Below are 26184 nucleotides of genomic sequence, written 5' to 3'. Positions count from 1 at the left end.
CGTCGGCGAGAGGCCGACGTGGATCAACCGGTCGTCGCGCCTTCCGCAGCGGAACGCACGAGTCGCGAGTATTTGGCAAGAACGCCACGGGTATAGCGCGGGGGAAGCGGCTCCCAGCCAGAGCGGCGGGAGGCGAGCTCTGCCTCATCGACGAGTAAGTCAAGAGTGCGAGCTGCGATATCGACCCGTATCAGATCACCATCGCGCACGAAGGCGATAGGACCTGCGTCCACCGCTTCGGGTGCTATGTGGCCGATGCACAGGCCGGTTGTGCCGCCTGAGAATCGTCCGTCAGTCAACAGTAGTACATCTTTGCCGAGGCCGGCGCCCTTGATGGCACCGGTGATCGCGAGCATCTCGCGCATACCGGGTCCGCCCTTCGGGCCCTCGTAACGGATCACGATCACATCACCCGCGTTGATCTTGCCGTCGGCGAGTGCGTCCATCGCTGCGCGCTCGCGCTCGAACACTCGGGCGGGCCCCTCGAACACATCGGCGTCGAACCCGGCCGACTTCACGACGGCGCCCTCGGGTGCGAGCGAACCGTGCAGGATCGTGATGCCGCCTGAGGCATGGATCGGGTTGTCGAAGGTATGGATGACCTCGCCGTCGAGCGGCTGCGGATCGAGCTCTGCGAGGTTCTCGGCGAGCGTCTTGCCCGTGACGGTGAGCGCGTCGCCGTGCAGCAGGCCCTCGTCGAGCATGGCCTTCATGATGACGGGGATGCCGCCCTGACGGTCGACGTCGTTCATGACGTACTTGCCGAACGGCTTCATGTCGGCGATGTGCGGCGTCTTGTCACCGATGCGGTTGAAGTCGTGCAGGTTCAGCTCGACCTGCGCCTCACGGGCGATCGCGAGCAGGTGCAGCACGACATTGGTGGAGCCGCCGAGTGCCATTGCAAGGGCGATGGCGTTCTCGAAGGCCTCGGGCGTCAGGATGTCCTTGGTCGTGATGCCTTGGCGGAGCAGGTTCACGACGGCCTCACCGGAGCGGTGTGCGAAGTAGTCGCGGCGACGGTCTGCCGACGGCGGGGCTGCCGAACCGGGCAGGCTCAGCCCGAGGGCCTCACCGACCGATGCCATCGTGTTGGCGGTGTACATGCCGCCGCACGCGCCCTCGCCCGGTGCGAATGCGCATTCGATTCGCTTGAGATCCTCTGCACTCATCCGACCGGCGCGGTGGGCCCCTACGCCTTCGAACGAGTCGATGATCGTGATGTCCTTCTCGGTGCCGTCCGAGAGCTTCACCCAGCCCGGCGCGATCGAGCCCGCATACAGGAACACGCTGGAGAGGCCGAGGCGTGCGCTGGCCATGAGCATGCCGGGGATCGACTTGTCGCAGCCTGCCAGCAGCACAGTGCCGTCGAGGCGCTCGGCCATGATGACGGTCTCGACCGAGTCTGCGATGACCTCGCGCGACACGAGGGAGAAGTGCATGCCCTCGTGCCCCATCGAGATCCCGTCCGACACCGAGATCGTGCCGAACTGCAGCGGGTAGCCGCCACCGGAGTGCACGCCTTCCTTCGCCGACTGCGCCAGGCGGTCAAGGCTCAGGTTGCATGGCGTGATCTCGTTCCAGCTCGATGCGATGCCGATCTGGGGCTTATCCCAGTCCGCGTCACCCATGCCGACGGCACGGAGCATTCCTCGCGAGGTCGTGGCCTCGATGCCGTCGGTGACGACGCGGCTGCGGGGCTTGATGTCAATGGGCGCGTTCGAAGAAGAAGGATCTTGCGGGGACATGACGGCAGTCTATTCCCGTCCGGCAGCGCGCTCGGCCACGAGTGCCTCCAGAAGCGCGGCCATCTGTTGTGGGTTCTCCACACGCAGGTCGGCGGCGCTCTCCCCCGGACCGACGCGCACGCCGAGATCTCCGGGCTGCAGCGCGCGCATGGCGTCCTCATCGGTGACATCGTCGCCGGCGAACAGGATGCCGGTGGCATCGAAGTGCTCGCGCAGGGCGCTCATGGCAGCATCTTTGCCCTCGGCTCGCGAGGAGAACTCCAGCACGCGGTGCCCCGCCCGGCGACGCCAGTGCGGGAAGCGCTCGGCGACCAGCGCATCGATCTCAGCGAAGGCAGCGGCCTCGACCTCCGGCGTCGCCTGCCGGGTGTGGATACCCATCCCGAAGGTCTTGGGCTCGAGCCGGACGTTCTCGTAGCGATCCACGATCGGCTGCGCGGCAGCCCAGAGCGCCTCTCGCGCGCCTTCTTCGGTCTCGACCCCGGGCGCGTCCGCGTCCCCGACCCCGGGGAACCAGTACTGCGCACCGTGAGATCCGGCGAGAGCGACGAGCGAGTCTGCCGTGTGCTCTGTGATCTCCTGCAAGTCGTGCATGCTGCGACCGGACACGTAGGCGATGAACGTGTCGGGAAGCGCGGCGAGACGGTCGAGCTGCGTCTTCACCTCCGGCAGGGCCCGCGCGGCCATCGGCTCCGCGATGAGGGGTGAAGCGGTGCCGTCGAAATCCAATGCGACGACCAGACGCTCAGTAGCGGCGATGGCCTTCAATGCGTCGTCAGCGGATCCAGGATTCCAGGTGCGGGTCACAGCGTGCCTCCTCGTCGGGATCGGGTCCCGACCAGCTTCTCACGGTCGCGAGGAACGGGCGGCGGACAGCGCCTCCAGGAACGAGGTCGACCATGCGAGGACGTCATGCTCGAGAACGCGGCGGCGCAGCGAACGCATCCGCTTGCCCTGCTCCCCTGGCGTCATCTCGACCGCCGTCATGATCGCGTCCTTCAGATCCTCGATGTCGTGCGGGTTGACCCGAACGGCCTGCCGCAGTTCATCCGCAGCACCGGTGAATTCGCTCAGCACGAGCACACCACGATTGTCCGTGCGCGACGCGACATACTCCTTGGCGACGAGATTCATACCGTCGCGGAGGGCGGTGACCAGCATCACATCGGCCGCGAGATAGAGGGCGACCATCTCTTCGCGGGGATAGCCCTGGTGCAGGTAGCGGATCGCCGTGTGCTCCATGGTGTCGGTATCGCCGTTGATCCGGCTGACGGCGAGTTCGATCTCGTCACGCAGGTTGATGTACGCATCCACGCGCTCGCGGCTCGGACTCGCCACCTGGATGAGGGTGACCTCCTCGACGTTCAACCGCCCCGCAGCGAGAAGCTCGCCGTAGGCCTTGATCCGATGCCGGATGCCCTTGGTGTAGTCGAGGCGGTCGACACCGAGCAGAATGCGCTTCGGATTTCCCAGGCTCTCGCGGATCTCGAGCGCGCGCGCCTGGACCTCTGGCCTGGCAGCGAGCTCGAGATACGGCGCAGTATCGATCGAGATCGGGAACGCCTTCGAGATGACAGTGCGGTCGCCATTCTCACCAGGCACCGCGACCGTCGTGGATTTCACCTCGTACTTCAGTCGCCGACGCACCGCAGCCAGGAAGTACGTCGCGTCCTGAACGCGCTGGAATCCGACCACATCGGCGCCGAGCAGCCCCCGCAGTACCTGGTCACGCCATGGGAGCTGGGCATACAGGCCATGCATGGGGAACGGGATGTGATGGAAGTAGCCGATCGTGACGTCGGGGCGGAGCGCGCGCACCATCTCAGGCACGAGCTGCAGCTGGTAGTCGTGCACCCACACCGTGCCGTCCTCCGCGACCGCCGCAGCCGCAGCCTCGGCGAACCGCCGGTTGACGGAGACGTATGCGTCCCACCACTCGCGATGGAACTGCGGCGGTGCGATGACATCGTGATAAAGCGGCCAGATCGTGTCGTTGGCGAAGCCTTCGTAGTACTCGGCGACCTCCTGAGCACTCAACTTGATCGGGATCAGCCGGATATCGTTCGCGGTGAACGGTTCGAGTTCGAGATCCGCTTGCCCCGCCCATCCCACCCATGCTCCGTCGACCTGCTTCATGACGGGCTCGAGCGCCGCCACGAGACCACCGGGTGACGTTCGCCACGTCTCCTCACCGTCGGCGCTCACCACACGGTCGACAGGAAGGCGGTTCGCGACGACGACGAAATCTGCGGTGGTCATGGGGACTCCTCACGTCGGCGGTCAGTTTCCCCCAGGCTATCGACTGCGAGGCCGCCCATGGCTGAGGAACCAGTTCAGGATGCCCGTGGCGAAGGTGATCGCCGCGGCGATCACCGGCAGCATCAGCGCCCCTGACGTGCCGATCGACTCGGCGACCTCGCCCGTCACAGCAGCGCCGAGCGACTGTCCGAGGATCACGCCGGAACCCAGCATCGTCATGACCGTGGCGGATCGGCCGCGCGGGCTGCGCGCCGCACCGAAACTGTACTGGGTCACGAGCGTCGGGCCGATGCCGACGCCCATGATCGCCAACGCCGCCGTCATGCCGATCGTCGTGTCGACGAAGCCGAGCAGCAACGAGCCGAGCAGGAGTGTTCCGGAGAACACCAGCCAGCGCGCACGCAAGGAGAACCGGGGTGGCAACCAGGCCACGCCGAGCGCGAGAATCGCCGATCCCACGCCCATGACGCCGTAGAGCAATCCCGCCTGTTCCGGTGCTCCGCGGTCGGCCATGAACGAGGTCAATGAGGTGAGCATCGTGCCGAAGAAGATCCCGACGCCGAGGATGCCGATGACGACGACGAGCAGATCCGCTCGGAATAGTTCGGCCGCTCTCGACGTCGCGCGCCCATCCGCATCACGGTCACGGGAGATGTGGCTGCCGCTGGGGTGGAGTGCGAATGCACCGACGAAGAGCACCGTGAGCGCTGCGGCGATGACGAGTGGCGCCCATGGCGCGATCAGGGAAGCAAGCACCCCGACGAGGAACGGGCCGAACACGAACACGGTCTCATCCGCGGCGGACTCGTAGGCCATGGTTCCCGAGAGCGTGCGGGCGCGAACGGATTCCGGCATCCGCTCATCGATGATCGCGACCAGACGGGATCGCGACATCGGGGCGACCTGCGGTGCGGTGGCGCCGATGCCGAATGCCGCCAGCAGCACGAACGGATCAGCGGCGACCCCGTAGACGACGACGGTGAAGACGACGAGCGTCGTCGCGTTGGCGATCGCGAGGGTCAACAGCACGACGCGCTGCCCGAAGCGGTCGGCCGCCGCGCCGAGCAGTGGCCCGAAGCACGCCGTGCCGAGTCCGACCGCTGCGGATGTGAGCCCACCGAGCGACAGCGATCCTCGTGCTGAGACCGCGACGGTGAGGACGCCGACGACCATCATCGCGAAGGGCAATCGTGCGATGAACGCGACGATGAAGTACGCCAGACCGGCTTCGCGGAGCAGGTTCGTCCGGCTGACGATGTGTGTCTTGGTCATGACTCTCACGCGCCAGAGGACGCGGGGATCCGGTGCCGCCGCTGTCCGTCGGAGTGCCGGCGGCCGGTAGATACACAGCTTCTGGCGCCGAAGCGCCTACTCCATTCTACGCTTCTGCGGGTAGGTTGAAGGTATGCGCTACGTCTTCAGCACTGGACTATTCGGAGCGATCTCCACCGGCATTTCTTTGATCCGCGGCACGCGTGAGACGCCGATCACCTGGCGTGCGGTGCTCGCGTGGCTGAGCTGGGGCATCAGCCTCGCCCTTGCGATCGGTGCCGCGATCGATATGCACCGCGACGAACGCGGTATCGAGGTCGCGACTGACTCACCGCTGGCCAAAGTGCAGTCGAAGCGGATGAAGAAGGAATCCAAGCAGCTCGAGAAGCAGCTGAAGGCCGCTCAGAAGCGCTGACCCTCCACGTTCCGGAACACGCGTGATCAGCGTGTGAGGATCAGTGCCTCGCCCTGGCCGCCGCCGCCGCACAGACCGACAGCAGCAGTGCCGGTGCCACGGCGTGCGAGTTCGTGGGCCATATGCACGACGAGCCGGTTGCCGGACGCCCCGATCGGATGCCCGATGGCGATACCGCCGCCGTGGATGTTCACGACCTCGTCGGATATCCCCAGCTCGGTCGTGGAGCGCGCGACCACGGCGCCGAATGCCTCGTTGATCTCCACGAGATCGAGATCGGCCGCGGTGAGGCCCTGCTTCTCGAGTGCGCGCTCGATCGCACGAGCCGGCTGCGCCTGCAGCGAGTTGTCCGGCCCAGCTGTCTGACCGCTTGCGCCAACGGTCACCAGCACCGGCCACCCCTGCGCCTCGGCGTTCTCACGTGTGGTCACGACGACGGCCGAAGCGCCATCGGAGATCTGCGAGGAGTTGCCGGCGGTGATCGAGCCTCCCTCGGCGAACGCCGCCCGCAGCTTTCCGAGCGTCTCGACGGTGGTGTCCGGCCGGATGCCCTCGTCCTTCGTCACGAGGATCGGATCGCCCTTGCGCTGCGGAACCTCGACGTGCACGATCTCTGCGTCGAACACCCCAGCGTCGGTTGCCGCGGCCGCACGCTGATGCGAGGCAGCAGCGACGGCGTCCTGCGCCTCGCGCGTGAGCTCATAGCGCTCGTTGTGACGCTCGGTCGACGCGCCCATGCTCTCCTTGTCGTAGGCGTCGGTCAGCCCGTCGAAGGCCATGTGGTCGAGCACCTCGACGCTGCCGTACGTCCAGCCGTCGCGTGAGCCCATGAGCATGTGCGGCGCGCGCGTCATCGACTCCATGCCCGCAGCCACGACGGTCGTGGCATCGCCGGTGCGGATCATGCGCGCGGCGTCGATGATGGCCGTCAGTCCAGACAGGCAGACCTTGTTGACCGAGTGCGCAGGAACGTCCCACCCGATGCCGGCGCCGATGGCGGCCTGGCGCGCGGCATTCTGACCGGAGCCGGCGGCGAGCACCTGTCCGACGATCACGGCGTCGATCGCCGATGGGTCTATCGCGGCCTGAGCCAGTGCGCCCTTGATCGCGAACGCTCCGAGCTGCGGCGCAGTGAACGATGCCAGCTGCCCCTTGAGCCGCCCCTGCGGGGTACGGGCCGCTGCGACGATGACGATGTCGGTCATGAGTGCTCCTTGAGGTCGTCCGAGATGATCAATGGGGGCTCGGTGGCATCGACGACCTCCTGCACGCTCACCCCGGGCGCCGTCTCGACCAGGACGAGCCCGGCGTCCGTGACGTCGATCACTGCGAGGTCGGTGATGATCCGATGCGCCACTCCCCTGCCGGTCAACGGCAGCGAGCACTCGTTGACGATCTTCGCCGAGCCGTCCTTCGCGACATGCTCCATCAGGATGATGAGGCGACCCGCGCCGTGGACGAGATCCATCGCACCGCCGGGGCCCTTGACCATCTTCCCGGGGATCATCCAGTTCGCGAGATCGCCCGTGGCGGAGACCTGCATGGCTCCGAGGATCGCGGCATCGATCTTTCCGGCTCGGATCATGCCGAAACTCGTCGCGGAGTCGAAGAATGCCGTTCCAGGCAACGTCGTGACTGTTTCCTTGCCGGCGTTGATCAGGTCGGGATCGACGTTCTCCTCGGTCGGATAGGGACCGACGCCGAGGATGCCGTTCTCGGACTGCAGTACGACGGTGACGCCGTCCGGCACGTAGTTGGGAACGAGGGTGGGCAGGCCGATGCCGAGGTTCACGTACGAGCCGTCTGTGAGTTCGGCGGCGGCTCGCGCGGCCATCTGCTCGCGGGTGAGTGCCATGTCAGGATCCTTCCTGTCCGCTGCCGGTCGTCGCGACACTGCTCGTGGAAGCACTGCTCGCGGTGACGGTGCGGCGCTCGATGCGCTTCTCGATGCCGGTTCCCACTTCAACGACGCGGTGCACGAACACGCCGGGGAGGTGCACACGATCGGGGTCGATCTCACCAGGTTCGACCAACTGCTCGACCTGGGCGATGCACACCCGACCCGCCATGGCTGCGAGAGGGTTGAAGTTTCGTGCGACCTTGTTGAAGACCAGGTTGCCATGCCGATCGCCGGCGATCGCATGCACGAGGGCGAAGTCGGTCGTGATGGCTTCTTCGAGGACGAACTCCTTGGGAGTGCCGTTCACCTCGAACACGCGCACATCTTTCGCAGGAGACGCCACAGCGATGGAACCGTCCGCGTTGTATCGTCGCGGCAGTCCGCCCTCGGCGACTTGGGTGCCCACGCCCGTCTGGGTGAAGAACGCCGCGACGCCAGACCCGCCGGCGCGCAGTTTCTCGGCGAGTGTGCCCTGCGGTGTGAGTTCGAGTTCGAGCTCACCGGAGAGGAACTGGCGCTCGAACTCCTTGTTCTCGCCGACGTAGGACGACGTCATCTTGCGGATGCGCTGCGCGTTCAACAGCACTCCGAGACCCCAATCGTCGACGCCGCAGTTGTTGCTGACGATACTGAGGTCGGTCGTGCCCTGCGCTAGCAGCGCCTCGATGAGGGCGATCGGGTTGCCGGAGAGGCCGAACCCTCCGACCGCAAGAGATGCACCGTCCTGGATGTCTGCGACGGCTTCCACCGCTGATGCCCATTGCTTGTCGATCACGCAGCACTCCTTCGTGTGAGGTCTTCTTCCAGCATCCGCCTGTCCCGAGCGGAATCGAAGCGGGATCTTGCGATGTGGGCGTTTGTCTCGATAGCGTCCACATTATGAACACCTCTCGCACAGTCCCCGGAGCGCAGGCCGTCGCGCGCGCTGCGAGCCTGCTGCGGCTCGTGACGGCGAGCGGCGAACACGGCGCGAACCTGAACGAACTCGCGCAGTCCGCCGATCTGTCACGATCCACCGCTCATCGTCTTCTCAGCGCGCTGCGCGCGGAGGGGCTGGTCGATCGCGATGATGAGACGGCGAAGTGGATGCCGGGACCAGAGCTCTTCCTCATGGGATCTGTGGCTGCGGCCCGATACGACATCACCGCGCTTGCGCGCGACATCGTGCGCTCGCTCGCTGTGAAGACCGAGGAGAGCGCGTTCCTGTCGGTGCGCCGCGCAGATGAGACCGTATGCCTGCTGCGAGAAGAGGGCTCGTTTCCGATCCGTTCCTTCGTGCTCAGCGAAGGAGTGCGATTCCCACTCGGCGTCGCGAGCGCTGGGCTCGCGATCCTGTCCTTTCTGCCTGACCACGATGTGGATGCTTACTTGGATCGGCATCCGGAGCTCGGCGAGCGCTGGGGTCGAACGCACGCGGTGAAGCCGCTGCGTTCCAGACTCGCCGACACCAAGGAGCGCGGCTACGCGATCAACCCGGGGCTCATAGTCGAAGGCAGCTGGGGAATGGGGGCCGCCGTCTTCGATCGCGCCGGACGCCCGGAGTGGGCACTGAGCCTCACGGGCGTGGAGTTCCGATTCGGCCCCGACCGCATCGCGCACCTCGGGCGCATCCTGCTGGCGCACGCTCACCAGCTCTCGTCGCGTATCGCAAGCGCCCGGCGCTGAGGACTTCCGCGCCCGGCGACGCCTTGCATACCAACTGGTATATACTTGTTGGTATGAATCGCGATGAGATCATTCCCTCGATCGTGCTCTCCGCACACGCGCTTGCCCGCATCGCGGCACAGCAGGCACAGAACGAGGCACCCTCAGCCCAATGGCGAGTACTCAGCCTCCTCGAACGCGAAAGCGGTCTGCGTGTCGGCGCTCTCGCCGCGGCCGCGCGCACGACGCAGCCCGGGATGACCCGCCTGCTCGGTGATCTCGATCGAGCTGGACTCGTGACGCGCTCCCCCGACGCAGATGACTCTCGAGCGACGGTCGTGCACATCACGGACGACGGACTCGCCTCCCTCCGGACGTGGCGCGAAGAGTTCCGCGTCACGCTCGCGCCTCACTTCGACGATCTGGATGTCGTCGATTGGGCGACACTCACCCGCGCGGCCGAGATCCTCGCCGCCCACAGCAACGAACATCTGCCATCGACAGGAGCCACCGAGTGAACGGCACCACCCCGACCGCATCCATCTGGAAGCAGCCCGCCCAGGTCTGGGCCGTGGCATTCGCCAGTGTCGTCGCCTTCATGGGCATCGGACTCGTCGACCCGATCCTGCCCGCGATCGCCGACTCGCTGCAGGCGAGCCCGACCCAGACCGAACTCCTCTTCACGAGCTACCTGCTGGTGACCGGCATCGGGATGCTGTTCACCAGCTGGATCTCGAGCCGCATCGGCGCGAAGGCGACGCTGATGATCGGACTCGCACTCATCGTCGCCTTCGCGCTGGCATGCGCGTTGAGCGGCAGCGTGGATGCGATCATCGGCTTCCGCGCCGGGTGGGGGCTGGGCAACGCCCTGTTCATCTCCACCGCACTTGCGACCATCGTGGGATCGGCCACCGGTGGAAGCGGTGCGGCCATCGTGCTGTACGAAGCCGCCCTCGGCCTGGGCATCGCGATCGGTCCGCTCCTCGGCGGACTGCTGGGCGAAGTCAGTTGGCGCGGCCCGTTCTTCGGCGTCGTCACGCTCATGGCCATCGCTTTCATCGCGATCCTCACGCTGTTGCGAGGACCAAAGGAGAAGCGCGCGCCCGTGCCGTTCTCCGCACCGTTCAAAGCACTGAGGCGACCGGCTCTGGCGATCCTCGCCATCACCGCGCTGTTCTACAACATCGGCTTCTTCGTGCTGCTGGCGTTCTCTCCGTTTCCGCTCGGATTCGGCGCGATGGGGATCGGCTTCACGTTCTTCGGCTGGGGCGTCGCGCTGGCGATCACAAGCGTCTGGGTCGCCCCGTGGATGATGCGGCGGATGCGCCGCACGACGGTCATCATGACGGTGCTGCCGCTGCTCGCACTCGACCTGATCATCGCGGGTTTCGTGGCCGAGATCGCCCCCGCACTCGTCACCTGCATCATCGTCGGCGGACTGCTGCTCGGTGTCATGAACACCGTGCTCACCGAAGCCGTGATGGAGGCCACCGACCTGCCGCGCTCGGTCGCCTCTTCGGCATACTCTGCCGTGCGCTTCATCGGCGGCGCGATCGCCCCGCCTGTCGCCGCGCTGCTGTGGCACGCGTTCAACTCGACCGTGCCCTACCTGTTCGCCGCGGCATCCGTACTGGTGGCGACCCTGACCATCTTCCTCGGTCGCAAGATTCTCGCCCACATCGACGATGAGCCGTCGGATGCTGTGATCGAGGATGCTGAGGCGATCACGGTCGGCGACGCCGGCTGATCCGCATCCTGCGCGGCGAATTCGGTACCGTTGGCCCATGCCTGAGACGTCCCTTCCCGCGCGCAGCATCATCGTCACGCAGCATCTCGAGGCCGCAGGGGTGAATGCGGCTATTCGTGTGCTCCCGGATTCCGCACGCACAGCCGCTGCTGCCGCCGCCGCGATCGGTTGCGATGTCGCCGCCATCGCCAACAGCTTGGTGCTCGTCGCAGATGGTGCTCCCGTCCTCGTAATGACGAGTGGTGGGCACCGCGTCGACTTCGAAGTGCTGCGCGAGAGAATCGGCGCCGAGGAAGTGGCGATGGCACCGGCATCCGTCGTTCGAGCGGCCACCGGTCAGGCGATCGGCGGCGTAGCGCCCGTCGGCCACCCTGCGCCGCTTCGGACCTTCATCGATAAGACGCTGGCAGCCCACGAAGAGATCTGGGCTGCGGCCGGTCCACCCGCACACGGTCATGCCGCTCACGTTCGAGATCCTACGCGCGGTCACCGGAGGCGAAGTCATCGCCGTCGCGCGGTGAGCGCATTCATTCGACCGTGACCTCGATCTTTGCCGATCCTTGGTCGTCGGGATCGTCGGGAACCGTGCCTCGGAACCGGTACTCGAATTCGATCACCGTCGTGCCGTTCCCGACGGCGGAGAAACTGTAGCTGAACGAACTCGGGCCACCGACGCTGCCCTCGTCGTCCAGATAGTCGAACTCGCCTTCCCCCGGGCCCAGCACTGCAGGATCGGGGTCTGTGATGATGACCCATTCGTCGCCCACCGAAGTGTTGATCGTGCCGAAATCGACGATCAGCGTCTCACCGGAGGAGATCGTCACCTGCTCTGCCGTATGGTCGACGGTCGTCGAAGCTGCGCAGCCAGTCAGGCCGAGCGCTGTCATCCCGATCGCGAATGACACCGCCGGCGTATGAAGTCGTCTCATGCTTGCCCCCTCGCCGCACAGCCTAGCGATTGGGAATTTCGGGGCCAGGGAAGCACACACGATACGAAGTCTCCCTACTACCTCTGAAAAGCAGAAAAGCCTCGAAGACTGGCGAGAGTCTACGAGGCTGATCCGTGCACCCCCAGGGACTTGAACCCTGAACCCATTGATTAAGAGTCAATTGCTCTGCCGATTGAGCTAGAGGTGCGTGGCCCGGTTTCCCCGGCCGAGGAATTACATTACCAGTTGTGGGGCGTCATGTGAAATCGAGCACGGACTCGTCGACAGCGGCTGACGACTATCCTGAAGGGGTGACCGACTCCCCCGCAGCCACAGATTTCACGAGCGACCTCGAGCTCGCGCTCCGGCTGGCAGACGACGCCGATGCACAGTCTCTTCCGCGCTTCGATGCGAGCGATCTGAAGGTCTCGACGAAGGCGGATCGCACCCATGTGACGGACGCGGATCTCGCGACGGAGCGCGCGATCCGTGCGCTTCTTGCCGCAGAACGGCCTGACGACGGAATCCTCGGCGAGGAGTTCGGCACCGAAGGAGACACCCACCGTCAGTGGATCATCGACCCCATCGACGGTACGGCGAATTTCATGCGTGGGGTTCCACTCTGGGGCACGATGATCTCACTGGCGGTCGACGGGGTGCCGCAGGTGGGCGTCGTCAGCATGCCTGCACTGGGCCGGCGCTGGTGGGCGTCGACCGGCGGCGGCGCTTGGACGGCGACGGATGCCGCTCCACGGCGCCTCGAGACGTCGGCTGTGTCGTCGCTGGACGACGCGGCCGTGAGCTTCCAGAGCATCACCCAGTGGGCGGACGCCGGGCATCTACCCGCGCTGCTGCGCGTTGCCGATCGGGTCTGGCGAGACCGTGCCTACGGCGACGTGTACTCCTACATGCTGCTTGCAGAAGGGCGACTGGAGATGGTCGCGGAGTTCGACGTGAAGGAGTACGACATCGCTGCAGCAGTGCCGATCGTGCGCGAGGCGGGCGGGACTTTCACTTCATTCGACGGCGTCGAGACGATCTCCGATCGGTCGGTGCTCGCCAGTAACGGACTTCTGCACGGTGCCTTCATCGAACTCACCCACACGATCCCGACGTCCTGATCCGAAAGCAAAGATGACCCGCCGCATTCCCCTGGCCACGCTCGCCGCCGTGACGATCGCGCTGACCCTGTCTGCGTGCACCGCTGCACCGGAGCCCACACCTACTCCGACTCCGCCCCCGACGGAGACCGCGACCCCGGCTCCTGAGCCATCGGTCTCGGAGACGCCGGAGCCCGAAGAGACGCCTCAGGCGGCTCCCACCTGCGAGACGATCATCGCGCCCAGCACAGTAACGGCGCTGAGCGACCACGGCTGGACTCATCGTGAGCATCAGTTCAGACTCGGAGAGGATGTGGTCGAAGGCGGTATCCAGTGCGTCTGGGGCGACTACACGGTGGCGTCCGACCATGTACAGGTCTTCGGATGGGCGCCGATGGATCAGGCGGCATCGAACACCGCACAGCAGAAGCTCCTCTCCGCGGGCTGGCAGCGCGCGGATTCGGATGGGCACGTGTACATCACCGAGAACCCTGACACCGCCTTCGCTGTCGACGAAGAAGGCTTCGGCATGACCTACGAGTTCGGTGACGGCTGGGTGACGGTCGCCGATACGCGAAGGGGCCTTGTGCTGGTCGAGTTCGAATGATCTGACGCGACGCCCCGCGAACGCGTCAGCACATGCTTCAGTTGATGATCTCGCCTCGTTCGTCGGCGCGAATCGCAGCGAGCCTGTCTCGCCAGTTCTGCAGAGCGTCCGGCGTCAGCCGCGTCCAATCCGTGACCTCGCCGACGACCTTGAGCGGAGCAGCGCTGCGGTACGAACGGGTGGGGTTGCCTGGGAACTTCTTGTCCGTGACGTTCGGGTCGTTCTCGAACGCGCCCGTCGGCTCCACGACATAGACGCGTGGATCGCCATCACCGGCAGCGAGCTCTGCGGCGAGGCCGGCGCCATCGGGCAGTGCGGTGAAGTAGATGTGGTTCATCACGATCTCTGGCCGATAGTTCGATCGGAAACCCGCCGTCAGGAGATCACCTACACGAACGTCGGCCTTCGTACCGTGATAGAACGGTCCGTCATCCAGCGCTTCGCTCACGAGCACAGCATACGCAGAGCCCCGTCAGCATGAAACAGAGAAGCCCCGCGATTCCGAGTGAACGGGATCGCGGGGCTTCTCAGTGACAGCGGCACGGTGGAGCTGGGGGGAATCGAACCCCCGTCCAACGCTGAGTATCCACGGCTTCTCCGGGCGCAGTCTGTGCAGACGTTCTACTCGGCTCCGACCTTTGTCACAGACACCTGAGTCGACAAGCCCAGCCTGGGAAGAGTCCCGTGTGACGTCCAGACGCCATCACACAGCAAGATTCCTAGATGACGCCAGGATCCGTATCGGAATCACATACGGCCTGACGGACTCGAGCTCGCTTATGCAGCGAGGGCGAAGTCGTTGCGCTTTGTTTCGGCAACTATATTTTTGCAGGGAGCGTTCACGAGATAACCCTGCATCCTCGGCCCGCTTCACGTGAATTCACAAGCACTGTCGAAACCGATCAGCCCCGTGTGTCTTCTTTCGAAGGAACCACTGTCACTCTGTGGATTTATCAGCTCGGATGTCGAAACACCCGAGCATCACAGAATACAACGGATCCGGTCCCCGCGCTATTCCGGCGCCGGCCTGGCGACGGCGGCGCTGGCGTAGAGTCGCTCACATGAGCGATGTCACCATCACCGTCCGCGGCGAAAACGAGTCACGTGTCACTCCGGAGCGCGCCACGATCCGCGTCACCGTGCGCACCGAAGGACCGGAGCGCACTTCGGTCGTCGACCAGGTCATGCGTCTCTCCGAGCCACTTCGCGCCAGCATCACTCAGCGCAAGGATGCCGGCACCGTGGCCGAGTGGAGCAGTAAACGCATCGCCGTGAGCGCCGACCGCCCCTGGAGCAACGAGGGCAAGCGTCTGGCCCTCGTCTACCGCTCGAGCATCGACTTCAGCGCCACGTTCACGGATCCATCCGAGCTCTCCATCTGGGTGTCGGACATCTCCGCCTGGGACGGCGTCGAGGTCGGCTGGGTGAATTGGCACCTCACCCCGGAGACCCGTGCTCGCGTCGAACGCGACGTCGCCTCCTCAGCTGTGAGCGTCGCCGTCGCGCGCGCGGAGGCATACGCTGCCGCGCTGGGCCTCACCGACGTCACACCCCTCGAGATCGCCGATGTCGGTCTCATCTCTCAGGGCCAAACGCCGGCAGCCCCGCACATGTTGAAGTCACGAGACGCAATCTTCGCCGAGTCCGCACCGGCGATGGAGTACGAACCCGATGAGATCGTCGTGTCGGCGACGGTCGAGGCGCGCTTCAACGCGCACTGAGTCGTCGACTGCCAGCCGCAGGACGGCGAGGCGAAGCCTCAGACCGCGAACGGCGCCAGTTCTGCCGCCAGCCGCTCCGACACGTGGGCACGGACATCCGTCCCCTTCTCGCCGTGTTCTGCCGACAACAGCATCCCCGTCTCGTGGATCGCCGCGACGAGGTCACCACGGTCATAGGGCACGAGTGCATGCACCTCGACAGCGGGCTTCGGCAGCGCCTCGTCGATCGCGGCGCGCAATTCTTCGATGCCTTCACCGGACCGTGACGATACGAAGTGCGCACGCGGCTCGAGGCCCTGCAGTACGAGTCGATCGTCGTCAGCGATGAGATCGGCCTTGTTGAACACGACGATCTCGGGAAGGTCGCGCGCACCGACGTCGCCGATCACATCGCGAACGGTCTGCAGCTGTCCTGCGGGATCGGGGTGCGATCCGTCCACGACGTGCAGGACGATGTCGGATTCGCCGACCTCTTCCAGGGTCGAGCGGAACGCCTCTACGAGCTGATGCGGCAGGTTGCGTACGAAGCCGACGGTGTCTGTGAACGTGTACACGCGGCCATCAGACGTCTCGGTGCGGCGCACCGTGGCATCCAGAGTCGCGAACAGCGCATTCTCGACCAGCACCCCTGCGCTGGTCAGTGCGTTGAGGAGACTCGACTTGCCGGCGTTCGTGTACCCGGTGATCGCCACCGATGGAATCGTGTTGCGCTTGCGCTCGGCACGCTTGGCTTCGCGAGCCGGACCGAATTCACGGATCTGCCGACGCAGCAGTGCCATCTTGGTGCGGATGCGACGTCGATCCAACTCGATCTTCGTCTCACCAGGTCCACGCGAGCCCATACCGGCACCGCCTGCACCGACCTGGCCACCGGCCTGACGGCTCATCGAATCACCCCAGCCTCGCAGACGCGGGAGCAGGTATTCCATCTGCGCAAGCTCGACCTGTGCCTTGCCCTCACGGCTCTTGGCGTGCTGGCTGAAGATGTCGAGGATCACCGTGGTGCGGTCGATCACCTTGACCTTCACGACATCTTCCAGAGCGCGCCGCTGGCTGGGGGCGAGCTCGGTGTCTGCGATCACGGTGTCTGCGCCGGTCGCGGCGACGAGGTCCTTCAGCTCCTGCGCCTTGCCTCGACCGATATAGGTCGCCGGGTCGGGGTGCGGACGACGCTGCATGACGCCATCGAGCACGACAGCGCCCGCGGTCTCGGCCAGCGCCGCGAGTTCGCGGAGCGAGTTCTCGGCTTCGGTCTGCGCACCCTGCGGGTACACACCGACGAGCACGACATTCTCAAGCCGCAACTGCCGATACTCGACCTCTGTGACATCTTCGAGTTCAGTCGACAGACCGGCCACGCGACGCAGCGCATGGCGGTCCTCCAGATCCCACTGATCGCCGTCGCGATCGGAATACGCGGCGGTCGTGGAGTCCTGCAGCGCCTGGGCTGCACCGAACACACGGGCCCTGGTGCGCGTCTCTGCGCTCGCCAGCACGCGATCCAGCGTGTCGTCCGTGTGTGTCTCGTCTGTGGCTTTCGTCATCCTCTGCCTTCTGTGTTCGACGCCTTAACCTTAACCCGGCTCTCCGGTACGCTCACCGTATGGGGTCTGATCATTACTTCACTGCGGCCCCGGCAAGTGCGGAGAACCTGCGAACCATTCGTGTGACGCTCGCAGGTCGTGAACTCGAATTGACCACCGCTGGTGGCGTTTTCAGTCCTGACCGCCTGGATGCCGGCACCGCAGTTCTCTTCGCCAACATGCCTCCGCTGCCACCGAGCGGGAATTTCCTCGACCTCGGAAGCGGCTGGGGCCCGATCAGCATCACCATGGCGCTCACTTCCCCGCATGCCACCGTGTGGGCGGTCGATGTCAACGAACGCGCATTGGACCTCGTGCGCCGAAACGCCCGTGCCCTCGGCCTCACTAATGTCAACGCCGTTCTGCCCGACGATGTTCCCGACGACGTCTCATTCCGCACGATCCGCTCCAACCCGCCGATCCGTGTGGGCAAGAACGTGCTGCACGACATGCTGGAACGATGGATTCCCCGCCTCGACGAGCGCAGCGATGCCTGGCTCGTCGTGCAGCGCAACCTTGGTGCCGATTCGCTTCAGCGGTGGATCGGAGCGACCTTCCAGCCCGGCTACAGCGTCTTCCGAACCGCGACGGGCAAGGGATACCGCGTACTCAAGGTGCGCAAGCACGGCAGCCCGCCGACGGAACCGATCTCACTGGCGTGACTTCACGCCGCCGAACAGGATCGCCCGCACTCACACCTTGACGTTGCGGCGCAGACGATAGGTCGCGCCCTTGTGCTCGTCGGGAAGCCGGTCGCCGCGGCCATGCAGCTTGTGACGCAGAGTGCCGGGCGCGTACTCGCTCTGATAGACACCACGTCGCTGCAGTTCGGGGACGATGAACTCGACGATGTCTTCGAAGGTACCTGGCGTGATGGCATACGCGAGGTTGAAACCGTCCACATCGGTGTCCTCGACCCATTCCTGGAGAAAATCGGCGACCTCGGCGGCCGAGCCGACCACCCGCGGTCCCAGCCCGCCGATGTTGCCCAGTTTCGCGATATCGCGGACCTTCCACTCCTTGCCGTCGTCACCTGCCTGCTGGAAGTTCGCCACGGTCGACTGGATCGCGTTGCTCTTGACATTGCCGATCGGCTCGTCCAGATCGTATTGCGACAGGTCGATGCCCATCCATCCCGACATGAACACGAGCGCGCCCTCATCGCTGGCGTACTGCAGATAGTCCTCGTGCTTGGCGTTCGCCTTCTCACTCGTCTCATCGGTGATGATGGTCAGGAGCGTGTAGATCTTTGCGGAGTAGCGGTCGCGCCCCGCCTTCTCCAGTGCATCGCGGATACGTGAAACGACTCCCTTGAGCACCGTCTTCGTGGGCGCCGCGACGAAGATCGCCTCGGCGTTGCCCGCAGCGAACTCTATGCCGCGGGAGGATGCTCCTGCCTGATAGATGACAGGCGTGCGCTGCGGCGACGGTTCCGAGATGTGGATGCCCGGCACCGTGAAGTGTTCGCCCCGATGACCGATCTCGTGGACCTTGGACGGGTTCGGTGAAGACTCCGGATTCACGGTCGCGGACCACCGCGTCGTCCTCCCATGAGCCCTCCCACAGCTTGTAGGTGACTTCGAGGTACTCGTCGGCGACGTCGTAGCGCTGATCGTGCTCGAGCTGGTCGTCGTGCCCCATGTTGCGGGCCGCAGATGGCAGGTATCCCGTGACGACGTTCCAGCCCACCCGCCCACCTGTGAGGTGGTCAAGGGTCGACATTCGCCGCGCGAACGGGTACGGATGCTCGTAGGCTGTGCCGGCGGTCACACCGAAGCCGAGATGCTCGGTGACAGCGGCCATCGCGCTGACGAGCAGAATGGGGTCGTTGACCGGCACCTGCGCTCCGTGACGGATGGCAGCCTCATTCGAGTCGCCGTAGACGTCATAGGTGCCGAGCACGTCGGCGATGAACAGTCCGTCGAAATGCCCGCGCTCGAGGAGTCTCGCCAGATCCGTCCAGTAACCGATCTCGGTGTACCGTGCGGACTGGTCGAGCGGATGCCGCCACATTCCCGACGACTGGTGCGCCACGCAGTTCATGTCGAACGCATTGAAGCGGATCTGCTTGCTCATACGAACCATCGTGAGCCACGGCGCACGCCGATCGCATCACAGCTGTCATGCGACGACTCAATCGTCGCCGTTCGCGCTGGTCAGACGAGATCTACTGTGCCGCTGTAGACGAGCTGCGCCGGCCCCGACAGGGCGACGTGCTCTCCGTCCTCAGCGGGGAACATCCGCACCCCGAGCGTGCCGCCCGGAACTTCGACACTCCAGTTGTCCGGGGCGCGATCGCCTGCCCAGTACCGCACCGCAAGAGCAGCAGCGGCGACACCGGTGCCACAGCTGAGGGTCTCCCCCACCCCGCGTTCGAACACGCGCATCTTGACGTGGCCGATGCCATCGCGCACGAGCGGCTCCCCCGGCACGACGAACTCCACGTTCGCTCCAGAAGGCAGCTGCGGCTCGAGTTCGGGGATGTACTCGAGTTCGAGGCCTGCGAGTTCCTCGTCCGAGGCCAGAGCGACGACGACATGCGGGTTGCCCACATCGATGCCGAGCCCTGGGCGTGCGACGTCGAGGCCGCGCGCTTTCGCGAGCGGGTCATCTCCGGACAACCGCCAGCGCCCGAGATCGACCTGATACCCGGTGCCGCTGCTCGTCACGTCCCGCACGCCGGCACGCGTACCGATCGGGAGGGTCGTGCCGGGCTCGATGACCGCCAGACCGGCCCCCACCAGGTAGTGCGCGAAGACACGGATGCCGTTGCCGCACATCTCGGCGACCGAACCGTCCGCATTGCGATAGTCCATGAACCACTCGGCGGCGGGTTCCTCAGCGAGCGATTGCGCGCCCTCCGGGAGCGCAGCGGAGCGCACGACACGAAGGATTCCATCTGCACCTATGCCGAAATGCCGGTCGCAGAGCACGGCGACCTGGGCGGCGGTGAGGTCCAGCTCACCATCGGGGTCAGCGATGATGACGAAGTCGTTGCCGGTGCCGTGACCCTTGGTGAATGCGACCATGTGAACAGTCTAGAGACGATCCGCGACCTTCTAGCGCACGTCAGAAATGAGGCGCTTACCGGTGTTCGCCACGTCGAATCGCTCGTAACCGAGCTGATCGTAGAAGTCGAGCACGGCTTCATTGCCGCGTCTCACCATCAATTGCACCTTCGGGCAGCCCATCTCCGTGAGACGGCGTTCCGCTTCGCTGACAAGAGCGCGCCCGATACCCGCGCCGCGCAGGTCGGGCGACGTTGCGAGATAGTACAGCCATCCCCGATGTCCGTCGTAGCCTGCCATGACCGTGCCGACGAGCCTGTTCATGTCGTCGGCGGAAGGCATCTCGGCGACGAGGAAGAGCTCCGGCTGCACGCGCAGCTTGCGCTCTATGTCCTCGTGCGGATCGTTCCATGGGCGAGTGAGCCCGGCCTCGTGCCACAACGAGACGACGGCATCCGCGTCGTGCCGCTCGAATGCTCGAACCGTCCAGGTCGTCCCGCTCGTCCTCATTCGTCCGAGGCTAGCGAAATCGATCGGTCACTCGCGAATCACGCGGTACCGGCCGCACATGAAGTTGCGGTTTCGCGCCACCTCGAGCAGTTCGAGTTCGAGTCCGCGTGGCAGCAACGGCGCGCCAGCGCCGAGCGTGACCGGAGCGTACTGCACCCACACCTCATCGAGGAGTCCCGCCTCTGCGAACTGCCCGGCAAGATCGCCACCACCCACGACCCAGAGGTCTTCGCCGCCCGCAGCAGCGGTCATGGCGGAGTGCACGTCGGCAATCGGATCGGCGGTCAACGTCACATGCGCGCCGGAGGGAATCGGAAGCTCCCGGTGAGTGAACACCCAGGTCGGCTTCGTGTAGCCCCACTCGTCTTCGTTACGCCGGAGCCATTCATAGGTGGAAGCGCCCATTGCCAGGGCGCCGATCCCCTCGATGAACCCTGGGTACGCCATCGGTCCTTCGAGATCGATGTCCTGTTTCAGGAGCCAGTCGAGCGAGTGCTCTGTCGTCGCGATGAACCCGTCGAGACTCGATGCCGTGTAGTAGTGCGTTGCCATTTCAGAATGTTCCCACGGGCTGCGGACATTCTTCAGAGCAACGTCTGAGGATCCGTTTCCGGACTGAGCCATTCGACCTCTGGATAGCGTTTGAACCACGACACCTGACGGCGCGCATAGCGTCGCGTGAGAGCTTGGGTCTGGGCGATCGCCTCGGCTTCGCTGAGGGTTCCCGTGAGCTGCCCGAGCGCCTGCGCGTACCCGATCGCACGCCGGGCAGTCACTCCCTCTTCAAGTCCGAGATCGCGCAGTGCACGGACCTCATCCAGAATCCCCTGCGCCCACATGCGCTCTACGCGGCGATCGAGTCGCTCGACGAGTTCACTGCGTTCGACCTGCAACCCCAGGATGCGTGTGAACGGATGCCACGACCTCGGTTTTTCAGGCAGGGCGGCGCCGTGCGTCTGTGCCCCCTGATGCAGCACCTCGAGAGCGCGCACGACGCGGCGGCCGTTCTTCGGATCGATACGCGCTGCGGTGGCGGGATCCTCTTCCTGAAGGCGGGTGAACAACACTGCCGGGCCTCGAGCTTCCAACTCGTCTTCCAACCGCCGCCGAACGGCTTCGTCGCGCGGAGGGAACTGGAAGTCGAAGATCACGCTGGAGACATAGAGCCCCGAACCACCGACCAGGATCGCGTCTGCGCCCCGATGATGGATGTCGGATATCGCGGCCCGTGCGAGTGGCTGGTACCAGGCGACCGCAGCCTCGTCACGAACGTCGCGCACGTCGAACAGGTGGTGAGGGATACCGCGTCGCTCGGCGACCGGAAGCTTGGCCGTGCCGATATCCATGCCACGGTACAGCTGCATGGCATCGGCGTTCACGATCTCCGCCTGGTTGCCGAAGCGCCTCAAGGCTTGGGCGAGGTCAAGCCCAAGATCGCTCTTGCCCGTTCCCGTCGCACCGACGACGGCCCAGAGGCGGGGCTCTGGACTAGACACCGACGCGAAGCGTGGGAAGACCGAGCGACACTGCGCGCGGTGCGCCGGCAGCGTCGCCGCTCGGCGCGGGAACGCCGCACGAATCGGCCTGAGCACGATCCCACGCGTCACCACCACGGGTGCGGCGGATGCGCAACGGCGAACCGCTCTCATCGTCGGCGAGAAGATGGAATGGCGCCCCGTGCGTGATCTTCACCGTCACGACGTCGCCGGGACGTGGGATCTCCGACCCCTCTGTGACCTCGAAGTGCACGAGGCGGTTGTCTTCTGCACGCCCGGTGAGACGATGCGTCTCCGCGTCCTTCTTGCCTTCCCCCACCGAGACGAGCACATCGACCTCGCGGCCGACCTGCTTCTGATTCTCTTCCAGTGAGATGCGTTCTTGCAGAGCGAGCAAGCGGTTGTAGCGCTCCTGCACCACTTCCTTGGGAACCTGATCTTCCATCGTCGCGGCGGGGGTGCCCTCACGAATGGAGTACTGGAACGTGAATGCGTTCGCGAACCGCGCCTGCTCGACGACACGCATCGTGTCTTCGAAGTCCTCGTCGGTCTCGCCGGGGAACCCGACGATGATGTCGGTCGAGATCGCCGCGTACGGCATGCGATCACGAACACGGTCGAGGATGCCGAGGAACTTCGAACTGCGGTATGAACGGCGCATCGCCTTGAGCACGCGATCGCTGCCTGACTGCAGCGGCATGTGCAGCTGGGGCATGACCGCCGGCGTCTCTGCCATCGCGTCGATGACGTCGTCGGTGAAGGCGGCGGGATGCGGGCTCGTGAATCGGATGCGTTCGAGACCGTCGATCTCGCCCGCGGCACGCAGTAGCTTGCCGAAGGCCTGACGGTCGCCGAACTCGACGCCGTAGGAGTTCACATTCTGACCGAGCAGTGTGACCTCGATCGCTCCGTCTTCCACGAGCAACCGGATCTCGTTCAGGATGTCGCCGGGGCGGCGGTCTTTCTCTTTGCCCCGCAGACTCGGCACGATGCAGAACGTGCAGGTGTTGTTGCATCCGACCGAGATCGACACCCACCCGCTGTGCGCGGAATCCCGCTTGGTCGGCAGCGTCGAGGGGAACACCTCAAGGGATTCGAGGATCTCGAGCTCAGCGTCGCCATTGTGACGCGCACGTTCGAGAAGCCCTGGGAGCGAACCCATGTTGTGGGTCCCGAACACCACATCGACCCACGGCGCCTTGTCGAGCACCGCGTCTTTGTCCATCTGGGCGAGGCACCCACCGACCGCGATCTGCATGCCGTCTTTGCGGCGCTTGACGGATGCGAGATGTCCCAGGGTGCCGTAGAGCTTGCCTGCAGCGTTGTCACGAACCGCACACGTGTTGATGATGACGACGTCAGCCTCTTCGGCGGCGTCGGCGCGGACGTATCCTGCACTCTCCAGCGATCCGGACAGACGTTCGGAGTCGTGCACGTTCATCTGACACCCGAAGGTGCGCACCTCGTATGTCCGCTGACGTCCGTCGGCGTCGACGGCCGCCGACGAGGCTTGAATGATCGTCGGTTCGCTGCTCAGGATAGTCATGGTGAACCCATTCTACGAGCGATCCGGACGAGTCACTCCGAGTCGACGAACCGCACCCCACTGGTCGGCTTTCCCAGTGATGCCTCAGTCAGTGCCGTTCTGGCCGCGCTCATGGCGACTGAGCCTCCATAACCACGGCGTGCGAGCTGACCCATGAGCCTGCGCAGCGCGGTGTCGAAGTCGAGCCGTGTCATCGAACGCGCCTTGGTTCTGGCGAACTCCAACGCGCGTTCAGCGTCGTCGTCCGGCAGATCGCCGAGAGCTGCGTCGATGACATCGCGCGGAATGCCACGCTGGCTCAAGGCGCGGGACAGCGCCACCCGGCCCTGCCCTTTTCGCTCGATACCCGAGATCACCAGTTGCTCAGCGAGGATGGCATCGTCGAGATAACCACGCCTGCAGAAGTCGTCGATCACATCATCGATCTGCGAGCGTTCCAGATCGTGGCCGCGCAGCACCTGCCGCGCCTCTGAGATCGACAGTGAACGCGCCCGGAGCTTTCGGACAAGCGATTCTTCGCCGACCTCACGGATCTGCTCCGCGTCACGCTCGGCTTCTTGCTCACCCGGCTGTTCCGCGCCAGAGGGTATCGCGCGCAATAGAGACGGCGCATTCTCGTAGCCGGGTGCCTCTTCCGCGGACTCAGACTCCAACGGTTCGATCGATGGGAGCGTCGCAGGCGCTGCCTCGGTGCGTCTCGGAGCCGTCTCGGAGTGCGTTGGCAACTCCGACGCCGGTGCGACCTTGCCGCCAAAGAGGGGAATCACGGGGGCGAGGCGGGCCCCGCCCCCGTCATCGACAGTCATCAGGCCGGACGACGCTGTGCGAGTTCGTCCGCAGTCTCAGGAGCCGCGTCGGCTACGGCACCACCGATGCCGAGCTTCTGCTTGATCTTCGTCTCGATCTCCAGGGCGACGTCGGCGTTCTTGATGAGGAACGAACGTGCGTTCTCCTTGCCCTGCCCGAGCTGATCGCCGTCGTACGTGTACCACGAGCCCGACTTCTTCACGAGGCCGTGCTCGACACCGAAATCGATGAGGCTGCCCTCACGCGAGATGCCCGTTCCGTACAGGATGTCGAACTCCGCCTGCTTGAAGGGAGGTGCCATCTTGTTCTTCACGACCTTGACCCGGGTGCGGTTACCCACTGCCTCAGTGCCGTCCTTCATCGTCTCGATGCGACGGATGTCGAGGCGAACCGAGGCGTAGAACTTCAGCGCCTTTCCACCGGCGGTCGTCTCCGGCGAGCCGAAGAACACGCCGATCTTCTCACGCAGCTGGTTGATGAAGATCATCGTGGTGTTGGTCTGGTTCAGACCACCGGTCAGCTTGCGAAGCGCCTGCGACATGAGACGCGCCTGCAGACCCACGTGCGAGTCTCCCATTTCGCCCTCGATCTCGGCTCGGGGCACCAGAGCCGCGACCGAGTCGATGACGATGAGGTCGATGGCACCGGAGCGCACGAGCATGTCGGCGATCTCGAGTGCCTGCTCACCCGTGTCGGGCTGAGAGACCAGAAGTGCGTCGATGTCGACACCGAGCTTCTTGGCGTACTCGGGGTCGAGCGCGTGCTCGGCGTCGACGAAAGCAGCGATGCCTCCGGCTTTCTGGGCGTTCGCGATCGCGTGCAGCGTCAGCGTCGTCTTACCCGAAGATTCCGGACCATAGATCTCCACGATGCGTCCACGCGGCAGTCCGCCGACGCCAAGAGCGACATCGAGGGCGATGGAGCCGGTGGGAATGACGGCGACCGGCGCACGCTCATCACTGCCCAGCCGCATGACTGAGCCCTTTCCGAACTGACGATCGATCTGGGCGAGAGCCGACTCGAGGGACTTCTCGCGGTCTGCGGCTGATGGCATGACGTGCTCCTATTGTTCGCGTGGTGCCGCCTGTAGGCTGTCGCGGCCGCCCCGGATGGGGCGAACTCTCCGACAAGGCGTATGGCTTTTCGGCCTGTCTTCACCGTACGAGCGACCTCCGACATTGCATCGGCTGCCCCGCGAACTGGGGATGACATCACCTCGAAACCACTTGTGCAGAACGTTACGCCCACTTCGAACACATATTCGACGACACGCCGATAGGGCGAGAGACGAAAGCGATCAGAGGAACGACAACAGAAGCGCTGTGTCAGCGCCTGCGCGGCTCCAGACGGCCGACGCCATAGCGTCGCTCCGCGGGTACATCGGTCTCAGCGCACAGCGCCAACCAGATGTCGCGTGGCGCAACACCAGCATCGAGAGCCTCGGACGCAGTCCGATTACCGAGCGCGTCGAGCACGAGATCCGTCGTCAGAGTTGATGCACGCGCGCCGAACTCGAGATCGACCGCGCGAAGGAATTCGCTTCGTCGCATTGATAAAGTCTGCCTCGCTGCAGATCAGTGCAGCGAGAGCTCGGGCTCGATCGACGCGACGAGATCGTCAGGCACCACATCGGGGAACACTTGAATACCCTCGAGCACGGAGATGCGGTCGCCTACCTCGCGCATGATGATCGAGATGGGCACGTCCAGCGCTTCGGCAACCGACGCGAGGATCTCGCTGGATGCTTCCTTCTGTCCACGCTCGACTTCGCTGAGATATCCGAGCGCCACAGAGGCTTTGCCCGCGACCTGCCGGAGGGTACGCCCCTTCTGCAGACGGAAGTCCCTCAGCACATCGCCGATTTCCTGTCGTACAAGAATCATCGGAACCTCCTC

At 65.0% G+C, this 26184-nt stretch carries 28 protein-coding genes, 1 tRNA gene, 1 other RNA gene and 1 pseudogene; 9 read left to right on the top strand and 22 right to left on the bottom strand.

What is annotated here, in order from left to right; translation table 11 throughout:
* Positions 1–23 precede the first annotated feature (23 nt).
* The 4 genes from ilvD to QFZ46_RS17310 are packed head-to-tail and all read right to left on the bottom strand — an operon-like array spanning position 24 to position 5276.
* Positions 24–1745, bottom strand: coding sequence for a dihydroxy-acid dehydratase (gene ilvD / locus QFZ46_RS17325; protein WP_307363439.1), 1722 nt, complete (start codon positions 1743–1745; stop codon positions 24–26).
* Between the two features lie 9 nt (positions 1746–1754).
* Positions 1755–2552, bottom strand: a complete 798-nt coding sequence (gene otsB, locus QFZ46_RS17320) for a trehalose-phosphatase (protein WP_307363438.1) — start codon at positions 2550–2552, stop codon at positions 1755–1757.
* Positions 2553–2591: 39 nt separating this feature from the next.
* Entirely contained in the window at positions 2592–4004 is a 1413-nt protein-coding gene (locus QFZ46_RS17315; protein ID WP_307363437.1) for an alpha,alpha-trehalose-phosphate synthase (UDP-forming), read from the bottom strand.
* Positions 4005–4040: 36 nt separating this feature from the next.
* On the bottom strand, positions 4041–5276 hold the full coding sequence (locus QFZ46_RS17310; protein WP_307363436.1) for an MFS transporter: 1236 nt from the start codon (positions 5274–5276) through the stop codon (positions 4041–4043).
* Between the two features lie 133 nt (positions 5277–5409).
* Between QFZ46_RS17310 and QFZ46_RS17305 the strand changes: the two genes are divergently transcribed.
* A complete protein-coding gene (locus tag QFZ46_RS17305) occupies positions 5410–5691 on the top strand; it encodes a hypothetical protein (protein ID WP_307363435.1) in 282 nt (93 codons plus the stop codon).
* Positions 5692–5717: 26 nt separating this feature from the next.
* On the opposite strand, the gene QFZ46_RS17300 is transcribed toward QFZ46_RS17305, so the two are convergent.
* From QFZ46_RS17300 to QFZ46_RS17290, 3 genes are read right to left on the bottom strand one after another with little or no spacing between them, the layout of a single operon-like run.
* On the bottom strand, positions 5718–6896 hold the full coding sequence (locus tag QFZ46_RS17300) for an acetyl-CoA C-acetyltransferase (protein WP_307363434.1): 1179 nt from the start codon (positions 6894–6896) through the stop codon (positions 5718–5720).
* On the bottom strand, positions 6893–7546 hold the full coding sequence (locus tag QFZ46_RS17295; RefSeq protein WP_307363433.1) for a 3-oxoacid CoA-transferase subunit B: 654 nt from the start codon (positions 7544–7546) through the stop codon (positions 6893–6895). The genes QFZ46_RS17300 and QFZ46_RS17295 overlap by 4 nt, the downstream gene beginning before the upstream one ends.
* Before the next feature lies 1 nt (position 7547).
* A complete protein-coding gene (locus QFZ46_RS17290) occupies positions 7548–8366 on the bottom strand; it encodes a CoA transferase subunit A (RefSeq protein ID WP_307363432.1) in 819 nt (272 codons plus the stop codon).
* 104 nt (positions 8367–8470) lie between these two features.
* Between QFZ46_RS17290 and QFZ46_RS17285 the strand changes: the two genes are divergently transcribed.
* Genes QFZ46_RS17285 through QFZ46_RS17270 form a run of 4 tightly spaced genes read left to right on the top strand, consistent with a single transcriptional unit; the run spans position 8471 to position 11523 of the window.
* The gene (locus QFZ46_RS17285) at positions 8471–9256 is read left to right on the top strand and encodes an IclR family transcriptional regulator (protein WP_307363431.1); all 786 of its coding nucleotides are present in this window, start codon (positions 8471–8473) and stop codon (positions 9254–9256) included.
* A 53-nt stretch (positions 9257–9309) separates the two neighbouring features.
* Positions 9310–9753 carry a MarR family winged helix-turn-helix transcriptional regulator gene (locus QFZ46_RS17280; protein WP_307363430.1) on the top strand — a complete coding sequence of 148 codons (444 nt, stop codon included), beginning with the start codon at positions 9310–9312 and terminating at the stop codon, positions 9751–9753.
* On the top strand, positions 9750–10982 hold the full coding sequence (locus QFZ46_RS17275) for an MFS transporter (RefSeq protein ID WP_307363429.1): 1233 nt from the start codon (positions 9750–9752) through the stop codon (positions 10980–10982). Before QFZ46_RS17280 ends, QFZ46_RS17275 begins: the two co-directional genes overlap by 4 nt.
* Positions 10983–11019: 37 nt before the next feature.
* Positions 11020–11523 carry a YbaK/EbsC family protein gene (locus QFZ46_RS17270; protein ID WP_307363428.1) on the top strand — a complete coding sequence of 168 codons (504 nt, stop codon included), beginning with the start codon at positions 11020–11022 and terminating at the stop codon, positions 11521–11523.
* On the opposite strand, the gene QFZ46_RS17265 is transcribed toward QFZ46_RS17270, so the two are convergent.
* Positions 11510–11911 carry a hypothetical protein gene (locus QFZ46_RS17265; protein WP_307363427.1) on the bottom strand — a complete coding sequence of 134 codons (402 nt, stop codon included), beginning with the start codon at positions 11909–11911 and terminating at the stop codon, positions 11510–11512. The two genes, QFZ46_RS17270 and QFZ46_RS17265, sit on opposite strands and share 14 nt — an antisense overlap.
* A 135-nt stretch (positions 11912–12046) precedes the next feature.
* A tRNA-Lys gene (locus QFZ46_RS17260) sits at positions 12047–12119 on the bottom strand.
* A gap of 103 nt (positions 12120–12222) precedes the next feature.
* Here QFZ46_RS17260 and QFZ46_RS17255 point away from each other — a divergent pair.
* Positions 12223–13032, top strand: a complete 810-nt coding sequence (locus QFZ46_RS17255) for an inositol monophosphatase family protein (RefSeq protein WP_307363426.1) — start codon at positions 12223–12225, stop codon at positions 13030–13032.
* 13 nt (positions 13033–13045) lie between these two features.
* Entirely contained in the window at positions 13046–13618 is a 573-nt protein-coding gene (locus QFZ46_RS17250; RefSeq protein WP_307363425.1) for a hypothetical protein, read from the top strand.
* Between the two features lie 37 nt (positions 13619–13655).
* Here QFZ46_RS17250 and arr read toward each other — a convergent pair whose 3' ends face one another.
* Together arr and ssrA are read right to left on the bottom strand one after the other, a co-directional pair.
* Positions 13656–14066 carry an NAD(+)--rifampin ADP-ribosyltransferase gene (gene arr / locus QFZ46_RS17245; RefSeq protein WP_307363424.1) on the bottom strand — a complete coding sequence of 137 codons (411 nt, stop codon included), beginning with the start codon at positions 14064–14066 and terminating at the stop codon, positions 13656–13658.
* Positions 14067–14160: 94 nt separating this feature from the next.
* Positions 14161–14528, bottom strand: a transfer-messenger RNA (tmRNA) gene (gene ssrA, locus QFZ46_RS17240).
* Between the two features lie 151 nt (positions 14529–14679).
* Here ssrA and QFZ46_RS17235 point away from each other — a divergent pair.
* Positions 14680–15339: an SIMPL domain-containing protein gene (locus QFZ46_RS17235; protein ID WP_307363423.1), complete on the top strand. Its 660-nt coding sequence runs from the start codon at positions 14680–14682 to the stop codon at positions 15337–15339.
* Positions 15340–15377: 38 nt separating this feature from the next.
* Here QFZ46_RS17235 and hflX read toward each other — a convergent pair whose 3' ends face one another.
* Positions 15378–16883 (bottom strand): GTPase HflX, encoded by a 1506-nt coding sequence (gene hflX / locus QFZ46_RS17230; RefSeq protein ID WP_307363422.1) that lies wholly within the window; start codon positions 16881–16883, stop codon positions 15378–15380.
* A 59-nt stretch (positions 16884–16942) separates the two neighbouring features.
* On the opposite strand from hflX, the gene QFZ46_RS17225 reads away from it, so the two are divergent.
* Entirely contained in the window at positions 16943–17584 is a 642-nt protein-coding gene (locus tag QFZ46_RS17225; RefSeq protein WP_307363421.1) for a class I SAM-dependent methyltransferase, read from the top strand.
* 30 nt (positions 17585–17614) lie between these two features.
* Here QFZ46_RS17225 and QFZ46_RS17220 read toward each other — a convergent pair.
* The 10 genes and pseudogenes from QFZ46_RS17220 to QFZ46_RS17175 all read right to left on the bottom strand — a co-directional run bounded on the left by QFZ46_RS17220 (position 17615) and on the right by QFZ46_RS17175 (position 26172).
* Positions 17615–18998: pseudogene (locus QFZ46_RS17220) on the bottom strand (LLM class flavin-dependent oxidoreductase).
* 80 nt (positions 18999–19078) lie between these two features.
* On the bottom strand, positions 19079–19951 hold the full coding sequence (gene dapF, locus QFZ46_RS17215; RefSeq protein WP_307363420.1) for a diaminopimelate epimerase: 873 nt from the start codon (positions 19949–19951) through the stop codon (positions 19079–19081).
* Positions 19952–19981: 30 nt separating this feature from the next.
* The gene (locus tag QFZ46_RS17210; RefSeq protein WP_307363419.1) at positions 19982–20440 is read right to left on the bottom strand and encodes a GNAT family acetyltransferase; all 459 of its coding nucleotides are present in this window, start codon (positions 20438–20440) and stop codon (positions 19982–19984) included.
* Positions 20441–20467: 27 nt separating this feature from the next.
* Positions 20468–20992, bottom strand: coding sequence for a dihydrofolate reductase family protein (locus QFZ46_RS17205; RefSeq protein WP_307363418.1), 525 nt, complete (start codon positions 20990–20992; stop codon positions 20468–20470).
* A 32-nt stretch (positions 20993–21024) separates the two neighbouring features.
* Positions 21025–21936 carry a tRNA (adenosine(37)-N6)-dimethylallyltransferase MiaA gene (gene miaA / locus QFZ46_RS17200; RefSeq protein WP_307363417.1) on the bottom strand — a complete coding sequence of 304 codons (912 nt, stop codon included), beginning with the start codon at positions 21934–21936 and terminating at the stop codon, positions 21025–21027.
* Positions 21929–23482, bottom strand: coding sequence for a tRNA (N6-isopentenyl adenosine(37)-C2)-methylthiotransferase MiaB (miaB, locus tag QFZ46_RS17195; protein WP_307363416.1), 1554 nt, complete (start codon positions 23480–23482; stop codon positions 21929–21931). Before miaB ends, miaA begins: the two co-directional genes overlap by 8 nt.
* Positions 23483–23514: 32 nt before the next feature.
* Positions 23515–24288, bottom strand: coding sequence for a regulatory protein RecX (locus QFZ46_RS17190; RefSeq protein WP_307363415.1), 774 nt, complete (start codon positions 24286–24288; stop codon positions 23515–23517).
* Positions 24288–25343 carry a recombinase RecA gene (gene recA, locus QFZ46_RS17185; RefSeq protein ID WP_307363414.1) on the bottom strand — a complete coding sequence of 352 codons (1056 nt, stop codon included), beginning with the start codon at positions 25341–25343 and terminating at the stop codon, positions 24288–24290. Before recA ends, QFZ46_RS17190 begins: the two co-directional genes overlap by 1 nt.
* Positions 25344–25614: 271 nt before the next feature.
* Positions 25615–25839 carry a DUF3046 domain-containing protein gene (locus tag QFZ46_RS17180; protein ID WP_307363413.1) on the bottom strand — a complete coding sequence of 75 codons (225 nt, stop codon included), beginning with the start codon at positions 25837–25839 and terminating at the stop codon, positions 25615–25617.
* Positions 25840–25863: 24 nt separating this feature from the next.
* A complete protein-coding gene (locus QFZ46_RS17175) occupies positions 25864–26172 on the bottom strand; it encodes a helix-turn-helix domain-containing protein (protein WP_033104592.1) in 309 nt (102 codons plus the stop codon).
* Positions 26173–26184: the final 12 nt, after the last annotated feature.

It is taken from the genome of Microbacterium murale (genome assembly GCF_030815955.1).
Lineage (GTDB): Bacteria > Actinomycetota > Actinomycetes > Actinomycetales > Microbacteriaceae > Microbacterium > Microbacterium murale_A.
This window is presented reverse-complemented; position numbering and strand designations above follow the sequence as displayed.

What these genes read in the sequence shown, in the direction of transcription:
- QFZ46_RS17310 (WP_307363436.1), bottom strand. Translation starts at nt 5,276, where the DNA reads ATGACCAAGACACACATCGTCAGCCGGACGAACCTGCTCCGCGAAGCC.
- QFZ46_RS17315 (WP_307363437.1), bottom strand. Translation starts at nt 4,004, where the DNA reads ATGACCACCGCAGATTTCGTCGTCGTCGCGAACCGCCTTCCTGTCGAC.
- QFZ46_RS17235 (WP_307363423.1), top strand. Translation starts at nt 14,680, where the DNA reads ATGAGCGATGTCACCATCACCGTCCGCGGCGAAAACGAGTCACGTGTC.
- QFZ46_RS17250 (WP_307363425.1), top strand. Translation starts at nt 13,046, where the DNA reads ATGACCCGCCGCATTCCCCTGGCCACGCTCGCCGCCGTGACGATCGCG.
- QFZ46_RS17175 (WP_033104592.1), bottom strand. Translation starts at nt 26,172, where the DNA reads ATGATTCTTGTACGACAGGAAATCGGCGATGTGCTGAGGGACTTCCGT.
- QFZ46_RS17280 (WP_307363430.1), top strand. Translation starts at nt 9,310, where the DNA reads ATGAATCGCGATGAGATCATTCCCTCGATCGTGCTCTCCGCACACGCG.
- QFZ46_RS17190 (WP_307363415.1), bottom strand. Translation starts at nt 24,288, where the DNA reads ATGACTGTCGATGACGGGGGCGGGGCCCGCCTCGCCCCCGTGATTCCC.
- miaB (WP_307363416.1), bottom strand. Translation starts at nt 23,482, where the DNA reads ATGACTATCCTGAGCAGCGAACCGACGATCATTCAAGCCTCGTCGGCG.
- recA (WP_307363414.1), bottom strand. Translation starts at nt 25,343, where the DNA reads ATGCCATCAGCCGCAGACCGCGAGAAGTCCCTCGAGTCGGCTCTCGCC.
- QFZ46_RS17295 (WP_307363433.1), bottom strand. Translation starts at nt 7,546, where the DNA reads ATGGCACTCACCCGCGAGCAGATGGCCGCGCGAGCCGCCGCCGAACTC.
- hflX (WP_307363422.1), bottom strand. Translation starts at nt 16,883, where the DNA reads ATGACGAAAGCCACAGACGAGACACACACGGACGACACGCTGGATCGC.
- QFZ46_RS17300 (WP_307363434.1), bottom strand. Translation starts at nt 6,896, where the DNA reads ATGACCGACATCGTCATCGTCGCAGCGGCCCGTACCCCGCAGGGGCGG.
- QFZ46_RS17225 (WP_307363421.1), top strand. Translation starts at nt 16,943, where the DNA reads ATGGGGTCTGATCATTACTTCACTGCGGCCCCGGCAAGTGCGGAGAAC.
- QFZ46_RS17265 (WP_307363427.1), bottom strand. Translation starts at nt 11,911, where the DNA reads ATGAGACGACTTCATACGCCGGCGGTGTCATTCGCGATCGGGATGACA.
- ilvD (WP_307363439.1), bottom strand. Translation starts at nt 1,745, where the DNA reads ATGTCCCCGCAAGATCCTTCTTCTTCGAACGCGCCCATTGACATCAAG.
- QFZ46_RS17305 (WP_307363435.1), top strand. Translation starts at nt 5,410, where the DNA reads ATGCGCTACGTCTTCAGCACTGGACTATTCGGAGCGATCTCCACCGGC.
- QFZ46_RS17285 (WP_307363431.1), top strand. Translation starts at nt 8,471, where the DNA reads ATGAACACCTCTCGCACAGTCCCCGGAGCGCAGGCCGTCGCGCGCGCT.
- QFZ46_RS17180 (WP_307363413.1), bottom strand. Translation starts at nt 25,839, where the DNA reads ATGCGACGAAGCGAATTCCTTCGCGCGGTCGATCTCGAGTTCGGCGCG.
- QFZ46_RS17205 (WP_307363418.1), bottom strand. Translation starts at nt 20,992, where the DNA reads ATGGCAACGCACTACTACACGGCATCGAGTCTCGACGGGTTCATCGCG.
- dapF (WP_307363420.1), bottom strand. Translation starts at nt 19,951, where the DNA reads ATGGTCGCATTCACCAAGGGTCACGGCACCGGCAACGACTTCGTCATC.
- QFZ46_RS17210 (WP_307363419.1), bottom strand. Translation starts at nt 20,440, where the DNA reads ATGAGGACGAGCGGGACGACCTGGACGGTTCGAGCATTCGAGCGGCAC.
- QFZ46_RS17270 (WP_307363428.1), top strand. Translation starts at nt 11,020, where the DNA reads ATGCCTGAGACGTCCCTTCCCGCGCGCAGCATCATCGTCACGCAGCAT.